This window comes from Thioalkalivibrio sp. ALJ16, from assembly GCF_000377345.1.
Lineage (GTDB): Bacteria > Pseudomonadota > Gammaproteobacteria > Ectothiorhodospirales > Ectothiorhodospiraceae > Thioalkalivibrio.
In genome coordinates this window covers 232,284-255,994 of sequence record NZ_KB898037.1, presented here as the reverse complement: position 1 = coordinate 255,994, position 23,711 = coordinate 232,284, and the positions used below count along the sequence as shown (strand labels likewise).

At 66.7% G+C, this 23,711-nt stretch carries 22 protein-coding genes and 1 tRNA gene; 8 read left to right on the top strand and 15 right to left on the bottom strand.

All coding sequences use genetic code 11. The annotated features are described in order from the left end of the window. Positions 1-17: 17 nt before the first annotated feature. The 8 genes from D000_RS0101295 to D000_RS0101260 form a co-directional block, all read right to left on the bottom strand. Entirely contained in the window at positions 18-851 is an 834-nt protein-coding gene (locus D000_RS0101295) for a FixH family protein (RefSeq protein WP_018871742.1), read from the bottom strand. A 106-nt stretch (positions 852-957) separates the two neighbouring features. Next, entirely contained in the window at positions 958-2,358 is a 1,401-nt protein-coding gene (ccoG, locus tag D000_RS0101290; protein ID WP_018871741.1) for a cytochrome c oxidase accessory protein CcoG, read from the bottom strand. Positions 2,359-2,544: 186 nt separating this feature from the next. Further along, the gene (gene ccoP, locus D000_RS0101285; RefSeq protein ID WP_018871740.1) at positions 2,545-3,474 is read right to left on the bottom strand and encodes a cytochrome-c oxidase, cbb3-type subunit III; all 930 of its coding nucleotides are present in this window, start codon (positions 3,472-3,474) and stop codon (positions 2,545-2,547) included. Then, the gene (locus D000_RS0101280) at positions 3,471-3,689 is read right to left on the bottom strand and encodes a cbb3-type cytochrome c oxidase subunit 3 (RefSeq protein WP_018871739.1); all 219 of its coding nucleotides are present in this window, start codon (positions 3,687-3,689) and stop codon (positions 3,471-3,473) included. Before D000_RS0101280 ends, ccoP begins: the two co-directional genes overlap by 4 nt. A gap of 18 nt (positions 3,690-3,707) precedes the next feature. Continuing rightward, a complete protein-coding gene (gene ccoO, locus D000_RS0101275; RefSeq protein ID WP_018871738.1) occupies positions 3,708-4,442 on the bottom strand; it encodes a cytochrome-c oxidase, cbb3-type subunit II in 735 nt (244 codons plus the stop codon). Between the two features lie 19 nt (positions 4,443-4,461). Next, a complete protein-coding gene (ccoN, locus tag D000_RS0101270) occupies positions 4,462-5,946 on the bottom strand; it encodes a cytochrome-c oxidase, cbb3-type subunit I (protein ID WP_026279671.1) in 1,485 nt (494 codons plus the stop codon). Positions 5,947-6,150: 204 nt separating this feature from the next. Beyond that, on the bottom strand, positions 6,151-7,020 hold the full coding sequence (gene bioC / locus D000_RS0101265; protein WP_018871736.1) for a malonyl-ACP O-methyltransferase BioC: 870 nt from the start codon (positions 7,018-7,020) through the stop codon (positions 6,151-6,153). After that, the gene (locus D000_RS0101260) at positions 7,017-7,841 is read right to left on the bottom strand and encodes an alpha/beta fold hydrolase (protein ID WP_018871735.1); all 825 of its coding nucleotides are present in this window, start codon (positions 7,839-7,841) and stop codon (positions 7,017-7,019) included. The genes bioC and D000_RS0101260 overlap by 4 nt, the downstream gene beginning before the upstream one ends. Positions 7,842-7,888: 47 nt before the next feature. Between D000_RS0101260 and plsY the strand changes: the two genes are divergently transcribed. Then, positions 7,889-8,533 carry a glycerol-3-phosphate 1-O-acyltransferase PlsY gene (gene plsY / locus D000_RS0101255; protein ID WP_018871734.1) on the top strand — a complete coding sequence of 215 codons (645 nt, stop codon included), beginning with the start codon at positions 7,889-7,891 and terminating at the stop codon, positions 8,531-8,533. A gap of 88 nt (positions 8,534-8,621) precedes the next feature. Here plsY and tsaD read toward each other — a convergent pair whose 3' ends face one another. Next, positions 8,622-9,644: a tRNA (adenosine(37)-N6)-threonylcarbamoyltransferase complex transferase subunit TsaD gene (gene tsaD, locus D000_RS0101250; RefSeq protein ID WP_018871733.1), complete on the bottom strand. Its 1,023-nt coding sequence runs from the start codon at positions 9,642-9,644 to the stop codon at positions 8,622-8,624. Between the two features lie 70 nt (positions 9,645-9,714). Continuing rightward, positions 9,715-10,914 carry a class I SAM-dependent methyltransferase gene (locus tag D000_RS0101245; RefSeq protein WP_018871732.1) on the bottom strand — a complete coding sequence of 400 codons (1,200 nt, stop codon included), beginning with the start codon at positions 10,912-10,914 and terminating at the stop codon, positions 9,715-9,717. Positions 10,915-11,009: 95 nt separating this feature from the next. On the opposite strand from D000_RS0101245, the gene D000_RS0101240 reads away from it, so the two are divergent. Genes D000_RS0101240 through D000_RS0101230 form a run of 3 tightly spaced genes read left to right on the top strand, consistent with a single transcriptional unit; the run spans position 11,010 to position 13,602 of the window. Next, positions 11,010-11,732, top strand: a complete 723-nt coding sequence (locus tag D000_RS0101240) for a pteridine reductase (RefSeq protein WP_026279669.1) — start codon at positions 11,010-11,012, stop codon at positions 11,730-11,732. Positions 11,733-11,778: 46 nt separating this feature from the next. Further along, positions 11,779-12,039: an accessory factor UbiK family protein gene (locus tag D000_RS0101235; protein WP_018871730.1), complete on the top strand. Its 261-nt coding sequence runs from the start codon at positions 11,779-11,781 to the stop codon at positions 12,037-12,039. A gap of 57 nt (positions 12,040-12,096) precedes the next feature. Then, entirely contained in the window at positions 12,097-13,602 is a 1,506-nt protein-coding gene (locus D000_RS0101230; protein WP_018871729.1) for a YifB family Mg chelatase-like AAA ATPase, read from the top strand. Between the two features lie 84 nt (positions 13,603-13,686). Here the strand turns inward: D000_RS0101230 and D000_RS0101225 are convergent, their stop codons facing one another. Then, positions 13,687-14,550, bottom strand: a complete 864-nt coding sequence (locus D000_RS0101225) for a c-type cytochrome (RefSeq protein ID WP_018871728.1) — start codon at positions 14,548-14,550, stop codon at positions 13,687-13,689. A gap of 184 nt (positions 14,551-14,734) precedes the next feature. On the opposite strand from D000_RS0101225, the gene D000_RS0101220 reads away from it, so the two are divergent. Both D000_RS0101220 and D000_RS14260 read left to right on the top strand, forming a co-directional pair. Then, positions 14,735-14,811 (top strand) — tRNA-Arg (locus D000_RS0101220). A gap of 321 nt (positions 14,812-15,132) precedes the next feature. Further along, the gene (locus tag D000_RS14260) at positions 15,133-15,270 is read left to right on the top strand and encodes a hypothetical protein (RefSeq protein WP_018871727.1); all 138 of its coding nucleotides are present in this window, start codon (positions 15,133-15,135) and stop codon (positions 15,268-15,270) included. 59 nt (positions 15,271-15,329) lie between these two features. Here the strand turns inward: D000_RS14260 and D000_RS0101210 are convergent, their stop codons facing one another. The 3 genes from D000_RS0101210 to D000_RS0101200 all read right to left on the bottom strand — a co-directional run bounded on the left by D000_RS0101210 (position 15,330) and on the right by D000_RS0101200 (position 19,972). Further along, a complete protein-coding gene (locus tag D000_RS0101210) occupies positions 15,330-16,268 on the bottom strand; it encodes a DmsC/YnfH family molybdoenzyme membrane anchor subunit (RefSeq protein WP_018871726.1) in 939 nt (312 codons plus the stop codon). 26 nt (positions 16,269-16,294) lie between these two features. Then, positions 16,295-16,990: a 4Fe-4S dicluster domain-containing protein gene (locus tag D000_RS0101205; RefSeq protein WP_038047405.1), complete on the bottom strand. Its 696-nt coding sequence runs from the start codon at positions 16,988-16,990 to the stop codon at positions 16,295-16,297. A 72-nt stretch (positions 16,991-17,062) separates the two neighbouring features. Then, positions 17,063-19,972, bottom strand: a complete 2,910-nt coding sequence (locus tag D000_RS0101200; RefSeq protein WP_018871724.1) for a molybdopterin oxidoreductase family protein — start codon at positions 19,970-19,972, stop codon at positions 17,063-17,065. Between the two features lie 234 nt (positions 19,973-20,206). Between D000_RS0101200 and moaA the strand changes: the two genes are divergently transcribed. Beyond that, positions 20,207-21,214: a GTP 3',8-cyclase MoaA gene (moaA, locus tag D000_RS0101195; RefSeq protein WP_018871723.1), complete on the top strand. Its 1,008-nt coding sequence runs from the start codon at positions 20,207-20,209 to the stop codon at positions 21,212-21,214. Positions 21,215-21,396: 182 nt separating this feature from the next. Here the strand turns inward: moaA and D000_RS0101190 are convergent, their stop codons facing one another. Continuing rightward, the gene (locus D000_RS0101190; protein WP_018871722.1) at positions 21,397-21,885 is read right to left on the bottom strand and encodes a universal stress protein; all 489 of its coding nucleotides are present in this window, start codon (positions 21,883-21,885) and stop codon (positions 21,397-21,399) included. A 266-nt stretch (positions 21,886-22,151) separates the two neighbouring features. On the opposite strand from D000_RS0101190, the gene D000_RS0101185 reads away from it, so the two are divergent. Then, on the top strand, positions 22,152-23,657 hold the full coding sequence (locus D000_RS0101185; protein ID WP_018871721.1) for a SulP family inorganic anion transporter: 1,506 nt from the start codon (positions 22,152-22,154) through the stop codon (positions 23,655-23,657). Positions 23,658-23,711: the final 54 nt, after the last annotated feature.

The window sequence follows — 23,711 nt, the reverse complement described above, 5'->3', positions numbered from 1 at the left end:
GGAGGTCGCGGTGGCGGTCAGCCGGACTGGGCGCTACGCACCCGGGTCCGCGCCTGCTGCTCCAGTAACTGGCCGTCGTGGCTCACCTGAAAGCGCAGATCCCAGCGGCCCGGTGCCGGCAGGGCGATCTCGACCTGGTACAGGCCCTCGCCCATCGGCTGCATCTCGAAACCCTGGTCCCGGCGCTCATCGGCCAGCCACATGAACAGGCCGGCGATACGCGCATCGTTAATCGGCTCGCCGGCGGCATCGCGGACCTCGATCTGCAGAGTTGCGGCCTCGCCCTCGGTGGGACGCTCGACCCAGCCCTGGCGGACCTGCCAGCCAATCTGGCGCTGCGCCTGCAGCTCCGAGACCCGATGTACCGCAAGGGCCTGATCGCGACTCTCCATACCCGCGACGGTGCCGGGGAACCCGGAGGTCACCCGCTCGGCACGATTCTCCGGCTCCGGCAGGATGGAACCGATGAACTGCTGCGGCATACCGTTATGCGCCAGCGTGATCAGGACTGCCTGGACCGAAGCCACGATGGTGAAGAAGCCCACCAGCACCAGCGGCGCCCAGTGCAGTCGACCCATCTTGGCCTTCGCGCCGCTCTCCGCTTCGGCCTCTTTCTGGGTGAAGACGATTCCCAGGCCGTAGGGCACGATGATGTACAGCGCGAGGTGGATCGCAAAGACATCCGCACCCTGCCAGGTCAGGATCGAGTACGGGATAAAGACAAACAGCATCAGGGCGACCACAACCGCCGCAGTGCTATAGGCCTTCAGGCGAGTAAAGCGATAGATCAGCATGAACAGCATGGCCAGAAGAGCCGTGCCGACGCCGAGGGATATAACCAGATTGCTCATGTTGGTGTCTTCGATTCTGCGTGTTGGCAAGCTAAGCACAAGCCGTGCGAAGCGCGATTTCCGTTAGCCGCATTGATGTTTCTCCGGCCACCGGGGCAATGGATCTCTAGCGGTGGCTGAACTGGCTTGAAACCTCAAGCGGTTCGATATGACCATCGCGGTCGGTGATCACGAAGCGGAACGGCGTCGGTGACGAGGTGCCGGCCGGCACCTCGTGACGCACGCGCGCGACGACGGTCAGCCGCTCGCCGGGCTCGAGACGGATTCGGTCCAGCTGCCCTAGATCCAGCTCGGCGCCCTCCAGTCCTGCGAGACCGATCTCGAAGTCGAGCTCGCGATCGGCCGTATTGTTCAGACGAATCTCGTAGCCATTCTGGATGCGCCCGTCGGACATCTGCACGTACAGCGGCTGGCGAACCTGGTTCACGCTGGCGTCGACGGGTGGGCGCCCGAGGATGCTGCCCACCAGCGCCACGATCACGATCAGGACTGCGGCGCCGTAGCCGATGCTCTTGCCCTTCAGGAAATGTGTCTTGCCGCCCTCCTGCTCGCGCTCGGAGGTGTAGGCGATCAGGCCGCGCGGCCAGCCCTGCTTGTCCATGATCGTGTCGCAGGCATCGATGCACAGCGCACAGTGGATGCACTGGAACTGGAGTCCGTCCCGGATATCGATCCCGGTAGGGCAGACCTGGACACAGTAACCGCAGTCGATGCAGTCGCCGACACCTGCGGCCTGGCGTTCTTCCCGGGTCTTCAGACCCGCCTTGACCTTGGCCCGGCCGGCCGATCCCTCGCCGCGCGTCTCATCGTAGGAGACGATCATGGTGTCGCGGTCGAACATCACGCTCTGGAAGCGCGCGTAGGGACACATGAAGGTGCACACCTGCTCGCGCGCAAGCCCGGCGAAGGTGTACGTCGTCGCAGTGAGGATCCCCGTGGTGATGTACGCCGCCTGGACCGCCTGGCCGGTAAAAAACGCCGCCACGATATCCGGCGCGTTGCCCCAGTAGAGTACGAAGCCCAGACCGGTGGAGAAGGCCACCAGTAGCCAAGACAGATGGGTGGCCCCGTACTTCAGGGCCTTCTCCGCATTCCAGGGCTGGCGCGCGAGCCGCAGGCGCGCCGGGCGCTCGCCCTGAATCTTCCGCTCCAGCCACATGAAGACATCGGTCCACAACGTCTGGAAGCAGAAATACCCGCAAAACACGCGTCCGGCGACGCCGGTCACGAAGAACAGCAGTAATGCCGCCAGCACCAGGAAGCCCGCAAGCCAGAAGATGTCCTGCGGATAGACCACCAGATCGAAGATGTGGAACTGGCGCCCCGGAATGTCGAACAGCACCGCTTGGTTGGGTCCGTATTCCCGTTCCCAGCGAATCCAGGGCAACCCGAAAAACACCCCGTAGGCCAGCAGCAGGATGCCGGTCTTCAGGTTGCGGAAGCGCCCCTTGACCGATCGCGGATGGATCGGGATGCGCGCCTCGTACAGGGGCTGGGACTGGGACATAAAACCTCCCGGGGGTCGCCCGGCAGCAGGGCTGTCGGCGCCTGCGCGCCAGCCCGGCACAATGTGCCGTTTACATAAAAAAACAGGGGCGCCGACGGGCGTCAAAAAACCCGGCGGGCACCCCTGTAGCGAAGCGTGCCTGGCAGACTGCCCGCCCGGGCAGTCGCCAGCGCCTCCATCCCTGGTCTACTGCCCCCCGCCGAGCGAGTGCACGTAGGCGGTCAGCATCTTGATCTCCGCATCCGACAGGCGATCGCCAAAGGCCGGCATCTCGCGCTGGACGCCGTCACGCACGAAATTTGCGACGAGACGCTGGCGCTCGGAGTCGCTGTCGGCGCCTCGCACATCGATCAGACCCCAAAGGTCGTTGGTCAGATTCGGCGCGCCCTGCGAGGTCAGGCCCTGCGCGTCCATGCCGTGGCACTGGAAGCAGCCGCCGTCGGTACCGGTAAAGATCCGCGCGCCGGCGTCAGCGGCGTCCGTGTCCACCTCGTAGCCGTTCAGCGAGAGGACATAGGCGGCCACCTGGTTCAACTGATCGCCATCGAGGGTATCGCGGTAACCCGGCATGTAGCCCAGGCGCCCCTTGTGCAGGGTTTCCTCGATCTGTTCGACGGTACCACCCCACTTCCAATGGTCATTGCGCAGGTTCGGGTACTGACCGACGACGCCGGCGCCACCGACCTGGTGGCATGCCGCACACCAGGTCCCGAAGGAGCCCTGCGCATAGGCGTTCACGAAGCTCATGCTTTCGGCATCCTGCAGGATGGTTTCGTAGTCCTGCGCCGCGACCTGCTCGAGCATTTCACGCTGACGCACCGCGTAGGTGCCGGTCTGCATGTCCCGCGCCAGCAGCGCACGGGTGTTCCAGTGCATGGTCCGCTCTTCACCGTTCTGTTCGAAGGTGATGGTATTGAAGCCCTTGGTGAAACTGTCACCAATCGGCCAGGCCGGGTAGAGCAGCCAGTAGACCAGGGCAAACACGATCGTGGCGTAGAAGCCCCACAGCCACCAGCGCGGCAGCGGATTGTTGTATTCCTGAAGGTTATCGTCCCAGACGTGCCCAGTGGTCTCGACCTGGTTCGGGTCCTTTTCACGGTTGTCCTGTGTGCTCATTGCTCGTCACTCTTGGTTTTGTCGCGCCGGGCCACGGGCTCCCGATGCGAATCATCATCGTCCAGAGGAATGTAGCGATACGTCTCGAACTTCTGGGCGCGTCGACGATTGGAAAACAGGAAGATCACGACCCCGATAAAGGTGCTCATGAAGAGGATCAAGGCCAACATCTTGCTGTTGCCCAGGTCCGTGATCCATTCCCACAGTCCCGTCATTTTGGCACCCGCGCTCCCTTACCGGAATTCGGCAAAGTGGCCGTCGTCGTATTCGCTGAAGTCGACCATGGTCCCGAGTACCTGCAGATAGGCCACGAGGGCATCCATCTCGGTAATCACGTCGGGATTGCCGTCGAAGTTCTCGGCCTGCGCCTGAGCGACCAGGTTGTCCTCGGCGTCGCGGATGTCGAACATCCGCGCGTGCTGCTCGCCGAACCTCTCGACGTTGGCCTGGTATTCCTCGTCGGTGAGCGAGTACGGCACGCCCACACGCTTCAGCGCCATCATGCGACGATCGATATCGGAGTAGTCCAGCGGGGTCGTCGCCAGCCAGGGGTAACCCGGCATGATCGATTCCGGCACCAGCGACTGCGGGTCGATCATGTGCTGAACCTGCCACTCGTTAGAGTACTTGCCCCCCACACGCGCCAGGTCCGGGCCGGTACGCTTCGAGCCCCACTGGAACGGATGGTCGTACTGCGACTCCGCCGCCAGCGAGTAGTGACCATAACGCAGCATCTCGTCGCGGAAGGGGCGCACCATCTGCGAATGGCAGGCGTAGCAGCCCTCACGAATGTAGATGTCGCGCCCACGCTGTTCCAGCGGGGTATACGGGCGAACGCCGTCCACTTCCTCGATCGTGTCGTCGATGTAGAACAGCGGCACGATCTCGACCAGGCCACCGACGCTGATCACCGCGAGGGTAAGGATGATCAGCAGGCCGGCATTAGTTTCAACGCTTTCATGCTTCATGGATCTAGTCTCTCCCTAATCAGGCCGTGCGGGCTTCGGCGGACGCGGCCTGGGCCTCGCGGGCCTCGGCCTTGATGCCCGAGCGAACGGTCATCGCGATGTTGAACGCCATGATCAGCATGCCGACCAGGAAGAACCCGCCACCAATGGCACGTACCACGTACGGCTTGTGCAGGAACACCACCGACTCGGTGAAGGTGTAGGCCAGGTTCCCGTACTGGTCAAAGGCGCGCAGCATCAGGCCCTGACCGATACCGGCCACCCACATCGCGGTGATGTACAGCACGATCCCGATGGTCGCCAGGAAGAAGTGCACGTACACCAGCTTCAGGCTGTACAGATTCACGTTCCACAGCCGCGGGATCAGGTGATACAGCGAGCCGAAGGAGATCATCGCCACCCAGCCGAGGGCACCGGAGTGCACGTGACCCACGGTCCAGTCGGTGTAGTGCGACAGCGCGTTTACGCTCTTCAGGGACATCATCGGGCCCTCGAAGGTCGACATGCCGTAGAACGCCAGCGCGGTGATCAGGAACAGCATGATCGGGTCGGTACGCAGCTTATCCCAGGCGCCCGACAGGGTCATGATGCCGTTGATCATGCCGCCCCAGGAGGGCAGCAGCAGCAGGATGGAGAAGGTCGCCGCCAGGGTGGAGACCCAGTCCGGCAGGGCGGTCCAGTGCAGGTGGTGCGCACCCACCCACATGTACAGGAACACCAGCGCCCAGAAGTGGATGATCGACAGCTTGTACGAGTAGATCGGTCGACCGGCCTGCTTGGGCACGAAGTAGTACATCATCCCGAGGAACGCGGCCGTCAGGAAGAAGCCCACCGCGTTATGGCCGTACCACCACTGGCGCATCGCATCCTGCACCCCGGAGAACAGAGGGTAGGAGTGCGGGTGGAAGAGGCCGACCGGGACTTCAAGGTTGTTGAAGATGTGCAGCAGGGCGGTCGCCAGGATGAAGGCCATGAAGAACCAGTTCGCCACATAGATGTGCGGCTGGGTCCGGCGCAGCAGGGTCATCAGGTAGACCACGAAGTAGGCCACCCAGACGACCAGGATGATGATGTCGATCTGCCAGTTGAACTCCGCGTACTCGCGGCCCTGGGTGATACCCATGGTGTAGCTGAGCACCCCGAGGATCAGTGCCAGGTTCCACCCGTAGAAGGTGAAGCTGGCCAGAGAGTCGCTGAACAGGCGCGCCTGACAGGTGCGCTGCACGACGTAATAGGACGTCGCAAACAGGGCGTTACCACCAAAACCGAAGATCACCGCCGTCGTGTGCACCGGCCGGAAGCGGCCAAAGGTGATCTGGGCGATGTCGAAATTCAGGAACGGAAATGCCAGCTGCGAGGCAATCCAGACCCCCGCGGCCATGCCAAACACGCCCCAGAGGACGGCGGCAATCGCGAAACGCTTGATGATCGCGTAGTTGTACTGCTCGGTTGAAGCGACTGACGCTGCGGGTGCGGCGCCCGCCGTAGTGGCTGCTTGTGACATGACTTTTCCACCTTGCTGCGGGGAACACGGATGTCCCGATGGTTCGGGGGCGTGAACTCTACCCCATTCTGGGCCCACAAAAAACCAATACCGCCTGTGTCACTCGGATATTGAGCGTCGCCGGCGGAACTTTTCCTGAGCCGGAGGATACATCTTTTACCCGGGTCCGAGCGAGGGCTTTACGGCCGGAATCGTTGATCTGGATCAACGAACCGGCTGCACCGGGATCACCCGGCCCTCCGGCCGCGACGGCGGCGGCGCGTCCGGCACCCAGGCATGGCCGTACACCACCTCCCAGCTCGCCGGCAGGCGCCCGTTGTGCCCGAATTCGCGAGCGTAGGCCTCGGCCACCGCGATCAGGCGTCGCGGCCCGAACAGGCCCGACGGGCGCCCCACGAGGGCGTTGCGCACGCCGATGCCGCGCAGATCCCGGATCAGCCCGGTCAGATCCGCATAGGTCAGGGTCACGGTTTCCTGATCCATCACCGGGTCGGCGAAGCCGGCGCGGACCAGGGCATCACCAATGTCGTGCATGTCGATGAAGGCGTTCACGTGCACACCGCCACCGTCCACCGCGGCGAAGGCCGCGCGCAACTCGCGCAGGGTATCCGGGCCGAAGGTGGTGAACATCCACAAGGCGCCAGGCCGCAGGATGCGACGGACCTCGGAAAAGGCCTGGTCCAGGTCGCTGCACCACTGCAGGGCGGAGCTGGAGACGGCCAGGTCGAACACGGCGTCCGCCAGCGGCAAAGCCTCCAGATCGCCACAGACTGCCAGCGGGCGGCGTAACCAGCGGCCCCGGCGACGCGCCCGCGCGACCATCTCCGGAGCAAAGTCCACGCCGGCCAGGCGCGCGCCGCGATAGCGCCGGCCCAGGTGATCCAGGGCCTCGCCGGTGCCGCAGCCAAGATCGACGATGCGCTCTGGCTGCAGGCGGATCCAGTCGAGCCGGCCCAGCATGCGCTCCTGCACCTCGCGCTGGAGGACGGCGTGTTCCTCGTAGGTGGCGGCCGCCCGCGCGAAGGCCTCGCGGACCCGCGCCTTGTCGAGATCGAAGCTGTCGGGTCGGCTCATGCCTGTTCCCCTGCGCTGCACTGGTTAAGGAATGCACCGGCAAAGTCGGCCAGCGCCTGCGGGTGGGCGATCCAGTCGGCGTGGCCACCCGGCCCGCCGCCGATGTAGCTGTCGGGTCGCAACGCCCGCAGGTGCGTCGCGACCGCCGCCGGCACCAGCGCGTCATCGGCCGCCAGCCAGGCCGCCACCGGGGCCGGCACCCGCTCCCAGGCGGGGCGCAGATCGGCCGTCGCCAAAAGGTCCAGTCCGGCCCGCAGCCCCTCCGGCGTGGCGGGCGCCGTATGCAACCGGCTGCCCAGATCGCGGGCGAGCGTGGCGGCATCGGCGCTGCCACGCGCGCAGAGCATGGCCAGTCGCCGCTCCAGACGCCGGCGATCACCGCCCAGGGCCAGACGGAAGTCGTCCAGCTCGGCCACGGGTAGCGCGGCCGGCCAGTCGTCCGCCTGCACGAAGCGCGGGCTGGCACCGATCAGCATCAGCCCCTGCGGGCCCGCCCACTGGCGCGCGGCCGCCAGGGCCACCAGCCCGCCGAGGGACCAGCCGGCCCAGACCGGACACTCCACCCCCTGCGGCAGTCCGGCGATCACCGCCGCGGCCGCCGCTTCCGGGTCCGCGAGGCACGCCCCGCCCCGCCTGGCGCCGTGCCCGGGCAGATCCGGAGCGAGCACCCGGACCGACGGCGGCAGGGCTGCCCGCAGTGGCGCCCACACGGCGCCGGAGAACCCCCAGCCATGCAGCAGCACCAGCGTCGGGGCCGGCTCCGGTGAGCCTGCGCGAGTCACGTCAGCACCCTGACCGGCCGGCGGCAGCTTGCGTATCATGTGCGACCGAATCCTCTCGCCAACACGCGCAGGCAGGCTGACCGTCCATGGGCATTACAATCGGCATCATCATCGCGTATCTGCTGGGATCGCTCTCCACCGCCATTCTGGTCAGCAAGCTGCTGCGCCTGCCGGACCCGCGCACGACCGGCTCGGGCAATCCCGGCGCCACCAACGTGCTGCGCTCGGGGGGCAAGAAGGCGGCCATCATCACGCTGATCGGGGATGTCGGCAAGGGCTGGCTGCCCGTGTTCATCGCCCTGCAACTGGACCTGTTTCCCGACTGGGCCATCGGCCTGATCGGACTTGCCGCCTTCCTCGGCCATGTCTTCCCGGTGTACTACCGCCTGCGCGGCGGCAAGGGCGTGGCCACCGCCCTCGGGGTCATCCTCGCCATCAGCCCGCTGGTGGGCGGGCTGGTCCTGCTCACCTGGCTGCTGGTGGCCGCCATCTGGCGGTACTCGTCACTGGCGGCACTGGTCGCCGCCGGCATGGCCCCGGTGTACATGGTGCTGCTGGGCATGGATCACTGGATCAGCGCCATCGTGGCCCTGATGAGCGTGGTCCTGTTCATTCGCCACGATGGCAACATCCGCCGTCTGATGCGCGGCGAGGAGTCACGCATCGGTCAGAAGAGCAAGCCTTCCGGAGACGCCTCCCCCACCGATCAGGGGCCTGCCAGACGCAGGTGACGGTCGCACACCCCGACAGCCCGCCCCGGGTCGGACAGGCTATCCGGCAGACAGGTGTGCAAATGTGTGCCCCTGCCTGCCGAAACGCTCAGGCCGGCACGGGCGCATCCAGCTCCGCCAGCGGCCAGCGCGCACGCGCCGCCACCACCGGCGCCCCGCGGTCCACGGGGGCGCCGGCCTGCAGCCGCCGCAGCCCGGCCAGCGCGATCATCGCGCCGTTGTCGGTACAGAACTCCGGGCGCGGGAAGTAGACCGGGACCCCCTGGCGCCGGCCCATGGCCTGCAGCCCGGCGCGCAGGGTCACATTGGCCGCGACGCCTCCGGCCACCACCAGCGTGGGCGCACCGGTGTGCTCCAGCCCGCGCCGGGTCTTTTCCACCAGGGTATCGGTCACCGCCTCCTCGAAGGCGCGGGCGACATCCTGTGGCCGATAGGCCTGCTTCTTCAGCGCGGTGAGCACCGCCGTCTTGAGACCGGAAAAACTCATGTCCAGCCCGGGGCGGTCCAGCATCGGACGCGGCAGGCGCAGCACGCCGGACTCGCCCTGCTCGGCCAGACGGGCCAGCGCGGGCCCGCCCGGATACCCGAGCCCCAGCAGCTTGGCGGTCTTGTCGAAGGCCTCGCCCGCGGCATCGTCGATACTCTCGCCGACCAGTTCGTAGTCCCCCAGCGCCCGCGCGTGGATCAACTGGGTATGCCCACCGGAGACCTGCAGCACCAGAAAGGGAAACTCCAACCCTGCGTCGTCCAGAAACGGCGCCAGCAGGTGCCCCTCCAGATGATGGACCGCCAGTGCCGGGACGCCCCAGCCCCAGGCAAGCGCGCGCGCGACGGAGGCACCGGTCAGCAGCGCCCCCAGCAGGCCCGGGCCGCCGGTGTAGGCCACCGCATCCAGCTCGCGCCCGTCCACACCGGCGGCATCAAGCACCGCGCGCACCAGCGGCAACAGGCGGCGGATGTGGTCACGCGAGGCCAGCTCCGGCACCACGCCGCCGTAGATCGCATGCAGATCGGTCTGGCTGTACAGGCGATGCGCCAGCAGGCCCTGCTCGGAATCAATCAGGGCCACGCCCGTCTCGTCGCAGGAGGTCTCGATACCCAGTACTTTCATGGCGTCAGCATGCCCCCGGAACCGATTACGGGGAAGGATCCCGCGACGGGGCGCGGGGTATGCAGCGCCCTCACAGACGCCCCCGGCGGTCGGGAATGCCATCCAGCGGCAAATGGCTGCAGCCGCGCCCCAGGGCCATCACCTGGAAGCGCTCCCCCATCTCGCCCGGCAGGGTCAGCATGCGCACGGCCTGCGCCGCCTGCAGCGTCTGCCGCGCGTCCTCGCCACTGCCCACCCGTGCCTCGAAACGCTGCGGCAGCCCGGCCCCAAGCAGGAACTCGCCCTGGCCAGCATAGGCCAGCACCTCAAGCCCGACCGCGGTCGCGGCCTCGGCCACGCCGGTAAAGTCCACGCTCGCGGTCAGGTCCATCAGGCCGGGGCGGGCCAGCGGATCCAGGATCATCTGCTGACGGTAGTAGCCCACCAGGGTGCCCTCGCGGCGTTCCGGCGCGTAATAGGCGCTACGCGGGAACCCGTAGTCGACGATCACGGCCACACCCTGACGGAGGCAATCGGAGACGCCCTTGACCCAGGCCGCCTGGGCCGGGCGCCATTCGGACAGATACCCCTCGGGCCAGGGGCCATGGGCATCCTGCAGCCGGGCCACCGGCTCCGCCAGGGTCGGCGGGGCCGGACGCTCGGCCAGTGTCAGCGTCCCGTCCGCCCCGACGCCGACCCCGACCTGCCAGACCCGCCCCTCGCGCCAGCGAAACAGCTCTACCGGCAGCGCATCGAGCACCTCGTTGGCCAGGACCACAGCGCGCAGCGGCGCCCGCGGCAGGTGATCCAGCCACGCCACGCGCGCGTACTCGTCGGCGGCAAGGGTAGCCTCGAGGTGCGCCTGCTGCCGCGCGCGCAGATCCGGGCTGACCTCGACAATCCAGTAGCGCTGCCAGGGCACGCGCAGTTCGCGCAGCGTGGCGATCACGTCGCCGGCCAGGCGCCCGCTGCCCGCACCGAATTCCAGCAGCGTCGCACCCCCGCCCAGATCATCGCGCAGCACCGGTGCGAGCCAGGTCGCAAGGGTCTCGCCGAACAACGGGCTCAGCTCCGGCGCGGTGACGAAATCGCCACCGTGACCCAGCTTGTGCGCGCCATTTACGTAGTAGCCGAGGCCCGGGGCATACAGCGCCGCCTGCATGTAGTCGACAAACGGGAGGAACCCGCCTGCGGCGGCGACACTCTGTACAAGGGAGGCATGCAGACGCTCGGCCACCGCGGCGGCGACCGGATCGTCGGGGACGTTTGTGCTAGGTTTCGGCGGCATCATGGCGCTGCAATGGTATCAACCCGGAGGCAAAGGTGGCGCAGGCACAGCCCGACCAGGCAAACGACAACGTGGACCACGACGATACGGCAGGGCCGGTGGCGCTGCTCACCGGTGCGGCGCGGCGCGTCGGCGCCGCGATTGCGCGCGACCTGCACGCCGCGGGGCTGCGGGTGCTGATCCACTACCGTGGCTCGCGGGCCGACGCGGATGCGCTGGTGGACGAACTCGAACGCCAGCGCCCCGACAGCGCGCGCGCACTCCAGGCGGACCTGCTGGACCCGGAGGCTATCAATCGCCTGGCGCGGGAAGCGGAGGCAGCCTGGGGGCGGCTGGACTTTCTGGTGAACAATGCCTCCACCTTCTACGCCACGCCGGTCGGCGCAATCGACGCCGCCGCCTGGGATGATCTGCTGGGCTCCAACCTGAAGGCCCCGACGTTTCTCACCCAGGCCTGCGCCCCGGCCCTGCAGCGGGCGCACGGCGCAGTCGTCAACATTGTCGATATCCACGCCCTCAGGCCGCTGAAGGGCTATCCGGTCTATTCCGCAGCCAAGGCCGGACTCTGGGCGCTGACTCAGGCCTACGCACGCGAACTGGGACCCGGGGTACGGGTCAACGGCGTGGCGCCCGGGGCGATCCTGTCTCCGGAAGACCCGGCGAACGCCGGGACGCACGAGGCCATGGTCGAACGCACCGCCCTCAAGCGCGAGGGCAGCCCGCAGGACATCGCCCGCACCGTGCGCTTTCTGCTGCTGGATGCCCCCTACATCACGGGTCAGGTCATCCCGGTGGATGGCGGTCGCTCGGCCTCGCAGTAGAACACGCTAAACTGACTGGACAACGCACGCGCCAGGAGACTGCAGCATGATCGATTCCAAACACCTCGACGACATTGCCCGCCGGATCAGCGACAGCCTCCCGGAGTCGGTCCGGCACATGCAGGAGGACATCCAGCGCCAGGTGCGGTCATCGCTCCAGAGCGGATTCGAACGCATGGATCTGGTGACCCGTGAGGATTTCGATGTCCAGGTGGCGCTGCTGGAACGTACCCGGGAACGTCTCGCCGAACTCGAGGCACGCATTGCCGTGCTGGAAGGCCAGGCCGCCGCGACCGGCGAACGCTAACACCACTGCAATTACCCGCCAGGCACGGACGCCCGGCGCTCGAACGGAGGGGCACGGATGCCCGTCACCATTGCCTACGCGCGCGCCATTGATGGCATCCAGGCCCCGCTGGTCACCATCGAGACCCACCTCGCCAACGGCTTGCCGGCCTTCCAGATCGTCGGGCTGCCCGAGGCCGCGGTACGCGAAAGTCGTGACCGTGTGCGCGCCGCGATCCAGACCAGCGGGTTCGAGTTTCCGCGCCGTCGCATCACGGTCAACCTGGCCCCCGCCGATCTGCCCAAGGACGGGGGCCGCTTCGACCTCGGCATCGCACTGGGCATCCTCGCGGCCAGCCAGCAGATCCCCGCCGCCGCACTGGCGCAGCACGAATTCCTCGGCGAGCTGGGGCTGGACGGACAGTTGCGGCCGGTGGGCGGAACCCTGACCGCCGGGCTCGCGGCGGCGGACGCCGAGCGCAGCCTGGTAGTGAATCCGGAGGACGGCGCCGAGGCCGCGCTCGCCGGGCGCGCGCGCATCCGTGTGGCCGCCCACCTCGCGACGGTATGTGCCGCCCTGGCCGGACGGGAGCCCCTGTCCGCGGCCACGCCGCCGGCGCCAGCGCCGCCGACGCACCCGGACCTCGCGGACGTACGCGGCCAACACCAGGCGCGGCGGGCCCTGGAGATCGCAGCAGCCGGGGGTCACCACCTGCTGATGGTGGGGCCGCCGGGCAGCGGGAAATCCATGCTGGCCGCCCGCATCCCCGGCATCCTGCCGCCGATGGACGAGGACGAGGCCCTGGCGACAGCCGCCATCCACAGCCTCCGCGGCTGTCAGCATCTGCGTGGCGACTGGCGCGCGCGGCCGTTCCGTTCGCCCCACCACACCGCATCGGGCGTCGCCCTGGTCGGCGGTGGCAGCACGCCTCGACCGGGCGAGGTCTCGCTGGCCCATCAGGGTGTGCTGTTTCTCGACGAACTCACGGAATTCGACCGCTCCGTACTGGATGTACTGCGCGAGCCGCTGGAAACCGGGGTGATCCACATTTCACGGGCCGCGCGCCAGGCAGAATTTCCGGCACACTTCCAGCTCGTCGGGGCGATGAACCCCTGCCCCCAGGGGTTCGACTGCAACCTGGCGGAGCGCTGCGAATGCACCCCGGAACAACGCGCCCGGCACCGCAGACGCCTGTCGGCGCCCCTGCTCGACCGGATCGACCTGGCCATCGAGGTGCCGCGCATCCCGCCGGCGGACCTCGCCGCGGATGCAGCGCCCGCGGAGGACTCGGCCACCGTGGCGGCCCGCGTTGCGCGGGCCCGTGACGTGCAGAAGGAGCGCCAGGGGGCCCTGAACCGCGCGCTTCAGGGCAAGGACCTGGAACAGCACGCGGCACTGGGCCCACGCGACCGCGAGTTGCTTGATCGCGCGGCCGAACGGTTCCGGCTCTCGGCCCGGTCCTACCACCGCGTGTTGCGAGTGGCGCGCTCCATCGCGGACCTCGGAGGCGCGCAGACGATCACGACCGCGCACCTCACCGAGGCACTGAGCTATCGCGCTCTGGATCACTGGCGCACCCAGTAACGCACCGGGGCATGCCGGACACACAAAAAACCCCGCCCGGGCGAGCCGGGCGGGGTTCTGGAGGGCGGCCGGTTTAGCGGTGCCCTAGTCTTCGAAGCTCGCCACGTAGACGGCCAGGTCGGCGATGTCCTGATCCGACAGATTGGCGGCATTCGGCGCCATCAGGGCCGTCTGGTCACCCACCGTCTCGCCGGCACGGTAGCGCACCAGCTTGTCGGCGATGTATTCGGCATCACGGCCGGCCAGCGCCGGGAACACCGGGGTGCCCTGCCCCTGGGCACCATGGCAGGCTACGCAAGTGTTGTAGCGGGACTGACCGCGCTCCGCATCCCCTTCGTCAACCGCGATCGCAGCCACGGCCTCGGCCTCCTCTTCGGCAGCCGCCTCGCCGGTCTCGGTGGTCGCAACCGGCTCTTCGCCCTCGGCGGCCTCGTCGTTGCCGTTGCTGTCGCCGCTACCTTCGTAGTCGTGGTCGACGCCCGCCTGGTCGAGCATGTAAGCAACAACTTCCTGCACCTGCTCGTCGGTCAGGCTCGAATCGCCACCGCGGGCCGGCATGGCGCCGATCCCGCTGATGGAGTTCTCGAACAGGCCCTCGAGGCCCTTGTCATTCAGGCGGTTGCTCCACTCGTCGGTGTCGTCCGTGATCGGGGCACCGGAGGCACCGCTGTCATGGCACGCCGCGCACACGTTGGAGTAGATGTCCCCGGGACTCAGATCCGCAGCTTCTTCCACAGCATCCACCTGGCCCGACACGACCTGGCCGATTGGCGCGATGCGCTGAGCAATGCGCTCTTCGCTGACGGTATCGGGCTGGGAGACCTGCATGCCGGCCAGCCAGGTGGCCAGCTGCGACACCAGGAAAAGGACCGTGGCCAGCAGGGCCAGGGACGCGATAAACAGCAACACCTTGTTCCCGGTGTCTATCTTGATCGGTTGATTTCCCACTTCTCTCCCTCCGAGATCCTGGCCTTGCATGGCCATGGGGTGTGCCTAGCCAAACGCGCTCGCGCAGCAAACGCAAATCGGGCGCAGAGTATAGGGCATCATGCTGGGCACGACCACAAACCAAGCGCCGCGGTCAAATATGGCTGGACGCGCCGCCGCGCGCGCCCGTATCATTGCAGCGCTTGCGCCCGTAGCTCAGCTGGATAGAGCGCTGCCCTCCGGAGGCAGAGGTCAGAGGTTCGAATCCTCTCGGGCGCGCCATAACGCAGAAAGGGGCCCTCGTGGCCCCTTTCTGCGTTATGGGCTGCCTGAGAGCCCGATTCGAACCTCCGTTCAAGCCGAGGCCCGCAAAGCACGGCGGACGCGCGCACCGACGCGCTCCTTGCTGCACCACGCACTCCGGCAGGGCTGAGCCAGCGCGCAGTTCCCCCGAAAGCCGCGGATCAGACGGCAAAGCCCTCAGTCCTGGTCGCAACCAGCGCGAATCGGCGCGGACCGCTCGCGGAATTGACGCAGATCAACTATTTAGGAGAGGCAGGGCGCTAGCTTTGTAGATGACACTCAGGCAAGGGAGGAGCTGTCATGCTGACCGAGATCATGTTCCAGAGCCCCATCGGCATCCTGACCATTGTGACCCTGCTGGGGATCGTGGCCTTCTTCGGATACATGGGCTATTTCATCCTGCACGGCATGCGCGAGCAGGACGAGCACAAGCACTAAAAAAACGCCCGCGCAATGCGGGCGTTTCTTCACGGCATAGCGGAAAGGCCTGCCGGGGCTCAGGTGTGCTGGGCCCCGTGGTACAGGCGCACGACGTGCTTCGCCTCGGCGAAGAACAGCCAGCGCTCCATCACCACCCCCGTGAGGGCCGCGACCAGCCCCAGCCAGGCGACGATGGCCGGCACGCCGGACAGGATCGCGGCGAACACCAGGATCGGAGTCCCAAACGCGAGCAGGAACACGCCCATCTTCAGGGTGTCGGTGGTATTCTTGCTCGGGTCGTAGCCGAACTCGTCGGTGAGGAAGGTACCGGCGGTATGGCCCGTATCCAGCAGCCGTACGGTCGCGCGGTTGAAGGTGGTGGCAGTGTTGATGGTGGGGCCGGTCACGCGCGAGATCCAGAAGTAGTAGATCCCCTTCAGGATCCCGGCGATCAGCAGCAGCGCAATGGCCACGCCCGCGTGCATCGGGGTGGCGTTACCGAACAGGCTGGCGATGGCGGCGAAGGCAACCGACCCGGTGGCCACACCCAGCAGGATGTAGTTGGCCGGGGTCAGGGCCGTGTTCCACTGGCGGATGGTCTTCAGGCAGCCGTAGATCATACCGGTCGAGAACAGCGTGACCAGCGCCAGCACGGCGGCGATGGCGCCCGCCACGGCGGCCAGCGGGCCAATCTCGCTGCCTTGCAGCAGGACGCCGAGGCCGTAGATCGCGGCGAACGGATAGAACAGGACGGCAAACACCGCCTCGCGCGACAGCCACGAGGTCTTGAAGCGCATGAACGAACGCCAGGCGTTCTTCTTGTTCGCCAGGTGCCCGGTGGACAGCATCAGCCCGACGGTGATCAGGCCGAGCGCCGCCACACCGTGGGCGATCAGCTCGCCATGGCTCATGGCCGGGCCGATGCCCGCGAGATGGAAGGCCGCCAGCAGGATGAACAGGCCGTAGCCTGCCCCGGAGATGACGGTAAACAGAATGACGGAAAACGCCGGATGCATGGTTCTCTCTCCCCGATCGGGCGCGCTTAGCGCGCCACCATCTTGTTGACCCAGTCCTTCACCGAGCTGATCAGCGTATTGGCACGCACATCGTCGGTGGGGATGGGGCGGGTGACCCGCGGCGGCAGGTAGGTGTTGACCGGCTTGTAGCCAAGCTCGGGCATCTGCTTCACCCCGCCCCGCTCGCGCACCAGGCGGCTGACCTCGGAGCTCGTGTCGTCGAAATCACCGAAGAAGCGCGCGTGGGCCGGGCAGGTGATCACGCAGGCCGGCTGACGCTCTTCCGGCGGCAGGGTCTCGTCGTAGATGCGGTCCACGCACAGGGTGCACTTCTTCATCACGCCGTCCTCGCGATCCAGCTCGCGGGCGCCGTAGGGGCAAGCCCAGGCGCAGTAGTTGCAGCCCATGCACTTGTCCTGGTCGACCAGCACGATGCCGTCTTCCGGGCGCTTGTAGGAGGCGCCGGTGGGGCAGACGTTCACGCAGTCGGCATGCTCGCAGTGCATGCAGGACATCGGGATGTTGACGGTCTTGTTGTCCGGATAGTCGCCGACCTCGTAATGGCGGATGCGGTTGAACCACACGCCGCTCGGGTCCTCGCCATAGGGACGATAGTCGCTCAGCGGACCGGTGGTGCCGCTGGTGTTCCACTGCTTGCAGGCCACCGCGCAGGCGTGGCAGCCCACACAGGTGTCCATGTCGATTACGAGTCCAAGTCGCATGGTTGGTACTCCCTCAAATCAGTCGTACGGGCAGCCCCGTGCCGGCTCCCGGCCGGCACGGGGCGGGCCGGATCAGTTCTTGTCGTCGTCCAGCGAACCGCGGGTCAGCACGTCGCGGATATCGCGGTTCAGGTGTACCGGCTGGTGCGCGGCGTAGCGCCCGGTGTCCGGCGATGCCGACATGCCCGGGGTGGCCTTGACCTCGTCGAACTGCGGCCAGGAACCCTCTTCGCCCGGGGCGGCCGGAGTGATCTTGACCTTCAGGTCGTACCAAGCCGCCTGCCCGGTGACCGGGTCGGAGTTGGTGATGTTGTCGATCGGGTCGCCCTTCTTCGGCAGCAGCTCGCTGATCAGATGATTCATCAGGAAGCCCTTCTGCGACTCGTTCGCCTCCGGCTTCAGGCCCCAGGCACCCTTCTGCTTGCCGATCGCGTTCCAGGTCCAGACGGTGCTGGGCTCGCACCCCTCGATCAGCTTGACCTGCACGCGGATCTTGCCGTTGTGGGATTCCACCCACACCCAGGACAGGTCCTCGATGCCCATGGACTCGGCCTTGCCGCGGTTCATGTACAGGTAGTTCTGGGCACAGATCTGGCGCAGCCAGGCATTCTGCGAATCCCAGGAGTGGTACATGAACATCGGACGCTGGTTGACCGCGTAGAACGGGTACTCGTCCTCGTCAATGCGGGTCTGCTCCAGCGGCTTGTGCCAGATCGGCAGCGGATCGAAGTACTGGGTCAGGCGATCCTTGTGCTCCTGCTTGGTCGGCTGCGGGCCGTCGTACAGGCCCTGGCCGGCCAGCTTGAAGCGCTGCTGGGTCTCGGAGTAGAGCTCGATCGTGATCGGATCGGTCTTGCCCACCCAGCCGGCGTGCTTGGCCAGTTCGAGGTAGTCCTTGTTGGCATAGCGGTAGAACTGCTCGTTCGGCGCCAGGTGGTACATGAAGAACCCCTGGTTCTCGATGTACGCCTCCCACTGCTTCGGGTTCGGCTCGCCGCGCAGATGGCTCTGGCCATCCTTGCCGCGATAGCCGGACAGAAAGCCGATGCCCGGCTCCTTCTCGAAGTTGACGATGAAGTCCTTGTAGTCCGCGAACTTGCGGCTGCCGTCGTCCTTGGTGAACGCCGGGAACTTCAGGCGACCGGCCAGCTCGACCATCACCTCCTGCCACGGGCGCACGTCGCGATCAGCCTCGAGGATCGGGTGGCGGATGGAATCCGCCGCCGCGGCCGGCTCGGAGATCGGGCGGTCCAGCATGGAGATGGTGTCGTAGCGCTCCAGATAGGTGGTATCCGGCAGCACCAGGTCGGCAAAGCTGACCATCTCGGAATTGAACGCGTCCGAGACCACCAGGAACGGGATCTTGTACTCGCCGTTGTCGTCCTTCGCCCGCAGCATGTCCATCACTTCGGTGGTGTTCATCGTGGAGTTCCACGACATGTTCGCCATGAAGAAGATGAGCGTGTCGATCGGGTAGGGGTCGCCCTTGACCGCATTGGTCACGACCATGTGCATCAGGCCGTGGTTGGACACCGGCGCATCCCAGGAAAAGGCCTTGTCGATACGCAACGGGTTGCCGTCGTCGTCGATCACCAGGTCTTCCGGCGCAGTCGGGAACCCGAGCGGCGGGCTCTTCAGCGGGGTGTTTGGCGCGCATTCCTTGGCCGGCTTGATGCCCGGCGGGATGTGCTTCGGATACGGCGGCTTGGCCAGGTGGCCGCCGGGGCAGTCCACCGAACCCAGCATGATCTGCAGGAAGTGGATCGCGCGGCAGGTCTGGAATCCGTTGGAGTGCGCGGAGATGCCACGCATCGCGTGCATGGACACCGGGCGTCCGAACACCTTGTCGTGCTTGCGGCCCCAGGAGTCGGTCCACTCGATGTCGAGTTCGATCGTTTCCTTGAACGCAACGTGCGCCATCTCCAGCGCCAGGCGCTCGGTCTGCTCGGCCGGCACGCCCGTGATCTCGGCGGTGTTCTCCGGGGAGTACTCGTCGCTCAGGTAGCGCTCGGCCAGCAGGGTCATCACGGTCTTGACCGGGCGGCCGTCCGGCGCGGTGTACTCGCCGAACAGGGCCGGCTTGATGTCCACCTGGCTGCCGTCGACGAAGGCCTCCTTCTCCAGCTCCCAGACCAGCGGGTTGCCGGCCTCGTCACGCAGGATCAGGCCATCGCCCTTCTGCCCCGGGGTCTGTACCACCAGCTGGGTGGCGTTGGTGTAGCGCACCAGGAAGTCCCAGTCGAACTGGTCGTTCTTCAGCAGCACGTGCAGCATCGACAGCGCGAACAGACCGTCGGTACCGGGCTTGATACCCACCCACTCGTCGGCGATCGCCTGGTAGCCGGTGCGCACCGGGTTGATCGCAACGAACTTGCCGCCGCGACGCTTGAGCTTTTCCAGCCCGATTTTGATCGGGTTGGAGGCATGGTCTTCCGCCACGCCCCACAGCATGTGGTACTTGGTGCGGTCCCAGTCCGGGTCGCCGAACTCCCAGAAGGCGAAGCCGGTGGTGTACAGGCCGCCGGCGGCCATGTTCACCGAGCAGAAGCCGCCGTGGGCCGCCCAGTTGTAGGTGCCGAACTGGGTCGCCCACAGACCGGTCAGGGCCTGCATCTGGTCACGCCCGGTGAAAAACGCCAGCTTGCGCGGGTCGGTCTCGCGGATCTTCTGCAGACGCGCGGACAGGGTGTCGATCGCCTCGTCCCAGGAGATCGGCTCGAACTCGCCGGCACCGCGCTCGGTGCCCGGCTTGCGGCGCATCGGCTGGTGCAGGCGCGCCGGGGACTGCTGCTTCATGATGCCGGCATTGCCCTTGGCGCAGAGCACGCCCTTGTTGATCGGGTGGTGCCGGTTCCCCTGGATGTAGCGGACCTTGTTGTCCTCCACGGTAACCTTGATGCCACAGCGGCAGGCACACATATAGCAGGTGGAGTACTTGATCTCCTGCTTGCCGTGGTTCTCGAATTCGGGCAACGCGCTCATGGGGCGACCTCGTGATCTCGATTCAGTTGTGCATCGCGTATTGTGGACGGCACACGCCTTTTGTGCCAACGAGTCTTTTCTATTCGCTTATAAGCCCGCCTAATCTATTAAAGATTTTATTTATTGTCTGGTTAATCGACGCACGCGGGCTCGCGGGGGTGGCAATTCCGCGACAATGATCTACGATGTGTACGACTGAACATATCGCCCCGCACAGACACGAGCCGGAACGCCATGGAACACGCCACCCCCACGGATGAAAACGCCCTCGTTGACGCCTTTGGCCGCCGCATCGAATACGTCCGCCTCTCGGTCACCGACCGCTGCGACCTGCGCTGCTTCTACTGCATGCCCAAGGGCTTTCGGGATTTCGAGGAACCGGAGCACTGGCTCAGCTTCGACGAGATCGAGCGCGTAATGGGGGCCTTCGGGCGGCTGGGCACCCGCCGCGTGCGTCTGACCGGCGGCGAGCCGCTGGTCCGCAAGAACCTCCCGGACCTGGCCGCGCGCCTGAACGCCCTGCCCGGCATCGACGACATCTCGCTGTCCACCAATGCCACGCGCATGGCGCGCCACGCCCAGGAGCTGAAGGATGCCGGGGTCGCCCGCATCAACGTCAGCCTGGACTCGCTCAAACCCGAGGTCTTCAAGGAGATCACCGGCGGCAAGCTGGAGAAGGTGCTGGACGGGCTGATGGCCTCCAAGGCCGCCGGCCTGAACCCGGTCAAGATCAACATGGTGGTAATGGGCGGGATCAACGAGCCGGAGGTCGAGGACATGGTCGACTTCTGCATCGAGCACGGCTTCACCCTGCGCTTCATCGAGACCATGCCGATGGGCGATACCGGGCGCGTGGCGAAGGAGGGGCACTACGTGAACCTGCAGGATGTGCGCGCCCGTCTGGAGCAGCGCTACAACCTCGTCCCCGGCGTGATGCCCGGCGGCGGCCCGGCACGCTACATGAAGATCCCGGATACCGACGTGCGCATCGGCTTCATCACCCCGATCTCCCAGCACTTCTGCGACACCTGCAACCGCGTGCGCCTGTCGGTGGACGGCACCATCTACACCTGCCTGGGCAACGAGCACAGCCTGAACCTGCGCCCCTACCTGCGCGAGGGCTGCAGCGACGCGGAACTGGAAGAACTGGTGATCAAGGCGATCAACCTGAAGCCGGAGCGCCACGAGTTCTCCGAGCGCCCGGAAAAGGTCATGCGCTTCATGTCCATGACCGGCGGTTGACGACTCCCGCACTGCCCACCCACCGGCCCCGTCATCGCGAGGCGCGCAGCGCCGTGGCGATCTCCAGCCCCTGCCCGTCTATTCGCAGGGGCCCAGCCGCCCCTTGAGCGATCGGCGCCGGACACGCCCCATCGGCCAGAGGGCTGGCCTCCTACAGAACCGTGGGCTCGAAACCGTCGGGCTCAGTCGACGGCCTGTTCCGGGGGCAGTTTCTCCTTCATGGCGTCGGATAGCGGGACGTCGTGCACCACCAGCACCGGCAGGCGCGCATTGCGCACCAGCCACTCGGTCGCGGACCCGGAGAGCATGCTGGCGATCTGGCTGCGGCCGCGCGTGCCCATCACGATCATGTCCGCGCCCCATTCCTCGGCATGGCGGGAGATCTCCTCCGGCGCACTGCCGATAGCCACGGCGACCTCGTCGTCCGCCTCGGCCCACGCCTCGAGCTGTATGCGGACCCGGTCTTCCGCCGAGTGACGCATGTCCTTCGCGTTCAGCGGCGAGGTGCCGGCGCCACTGAAGGCGCCGGCCGCGCTGGGCCCCGCCACGTCCGAGGGCTTCATCACGTAGAGCAGGCGCTTTTTCGCCCCCGGGCAGTGCTGCCGCGCGACGGCCAGGGCCGCGGCGGAGGCAGGCGAGAAGTCGACGGCGATGATGACGCGCTGCAGCATGGGGATCCTCGGACTGGTCGTGGTCGGGCTGGTCGTGGGAAGGGCCTCGGCGAGACCCCACAGGGGGCGCGCGGTTCAGCGTCGTGGTGCGAGGTGCTAGACTTCGCCCCCTTTCGGCGGTTTCAGTCTGTACTGGCACCAGACCGCTTGCAACCGCGCCCGCCAGGGGTGTCACACGGGCGAGTTCCCCCCGGCACCTGTTCGCTCAACCGTCAGTTCGGCCCCCGGTCGATACAGCGGCGCGCATCCGTATTGGGGATTCCCACGTGCAGCAAACCCTACAAGACTTCCTGGCCCGCCAGCGCAAAGTCTGGTTCTTCAACGTCCGCGCTGACCTGATCGCCGGGATCGTGGTCGCGCTGGCGCTGATCCCCGAGGCGATCGCGTTCTCCATCATTGCCGGGGTGGACCCCAGCGTGGGCCTGTACGCCTCGTTCACCATGGCGGTGGTGATCGCCTTCGCCGGCGGACGCCCCGGCATGATCTCGGCCGCGACCGGGGCCATGGCGCTGCTGATGGTGACGCTGGTGGCGGAACACGGGCTGCAGTACCTGCTGGCCGCGACCATCCTGACCGGGATCATCCAGATCCTGTTCGCCTGGGCCAAGCTCGCGCGCTACATGATGTTCATCCCGCGCACGGTGCTGGTCGGCTTCGTGAATGCGCTGGCGATCCTGATCTTCCTGTCGCAGGTGCCCTACCTGGTGGACGGCGACACCACCATGTGGGCGCTGGTCACCGCCGGCCTGCTCATCCTCTACGGCCTGCCGATGATCCCGGGCTACCCGAAGCTGCTGCCGCCGCCGCTGGTCGCGATCGTTGCGCTCAGCGTCCTGGTCTACTTCATGGGCCTGCCGACCCTGGAGGTCGGCGACATGGGCGAGCTGCCGGACGGCCTGCCGGTGTTCCTGTTCCCGGACATCCCGCTGAACTGGGAGACCCTGCAGATCATCTTCCCGACCGCATTCGCGTTGGCGATCGTCGGCCTGCTGGAGTCGCTGCTGACCGCCTCCATCCTCGACGACCTGACCGACACCCCGTCGGGCAAGAACCGCGAGGCCCAGGGCCAGGGCATCGCCAACGTCGTCACCGGCTGCTTCGGCGGCATGGCGGGCTGCGCGATGATTGGCCAGTCGGTGATCAACATCAAGTCCGGGGGGTTGGGGCGGTTGTCCACGCTGTCGGCGGGGATCTTCCTGCTGATCTTCATCGTGTTCCTGGGCGACCTGGTCTCGATGATCCCGATGGCCGCGCTGGTGGCGGTGATGATCATGGTCTCCATCGCCACCTTCGACTGGGGCTCGCTGACCACGCTGCACAAGCTGCCGCGCACCGACGCCACCGTGCTGATCGTGACCGTCGGCACCACCGTGATCACCCACGACCTGTCGCTGGGCGTGTTCGCCGGCGTGCTGCTCTCCGCGATCTTCTTCGCGCGCAAGATGGTCAAGGCGGTCGAGGTCACCAGTGCCTTGTCCGAGGACGGCCGGACGCGCATCTACACCGTGCGCGGCCAGCTGTTCTTCGTAGCCGTGGACAAGTTCATCGACAGCTTCGACTACCGCGAGGGCATCCACCACATCGAGATCGACCTGACCCGCGCCTCTTTGTGGGACAGCTCGGCGGTGGCCGCCATCGACAAGGTCGTCGGCAAGTTTCGTCGCAACGGCATGGAAGTCGAGGTGAAGGCCCCGCGCGGCGAGAGCGGCGAACTCCATGACAAGCTCGCGCAGCACGACAAGGGCGCCGACCTGGGGCCGGGCGGGCACTAACGCCCGACTTCCGGAGAAATTGGAGCTCGCGCCGGGGCATGGCAGGCTAGGCGC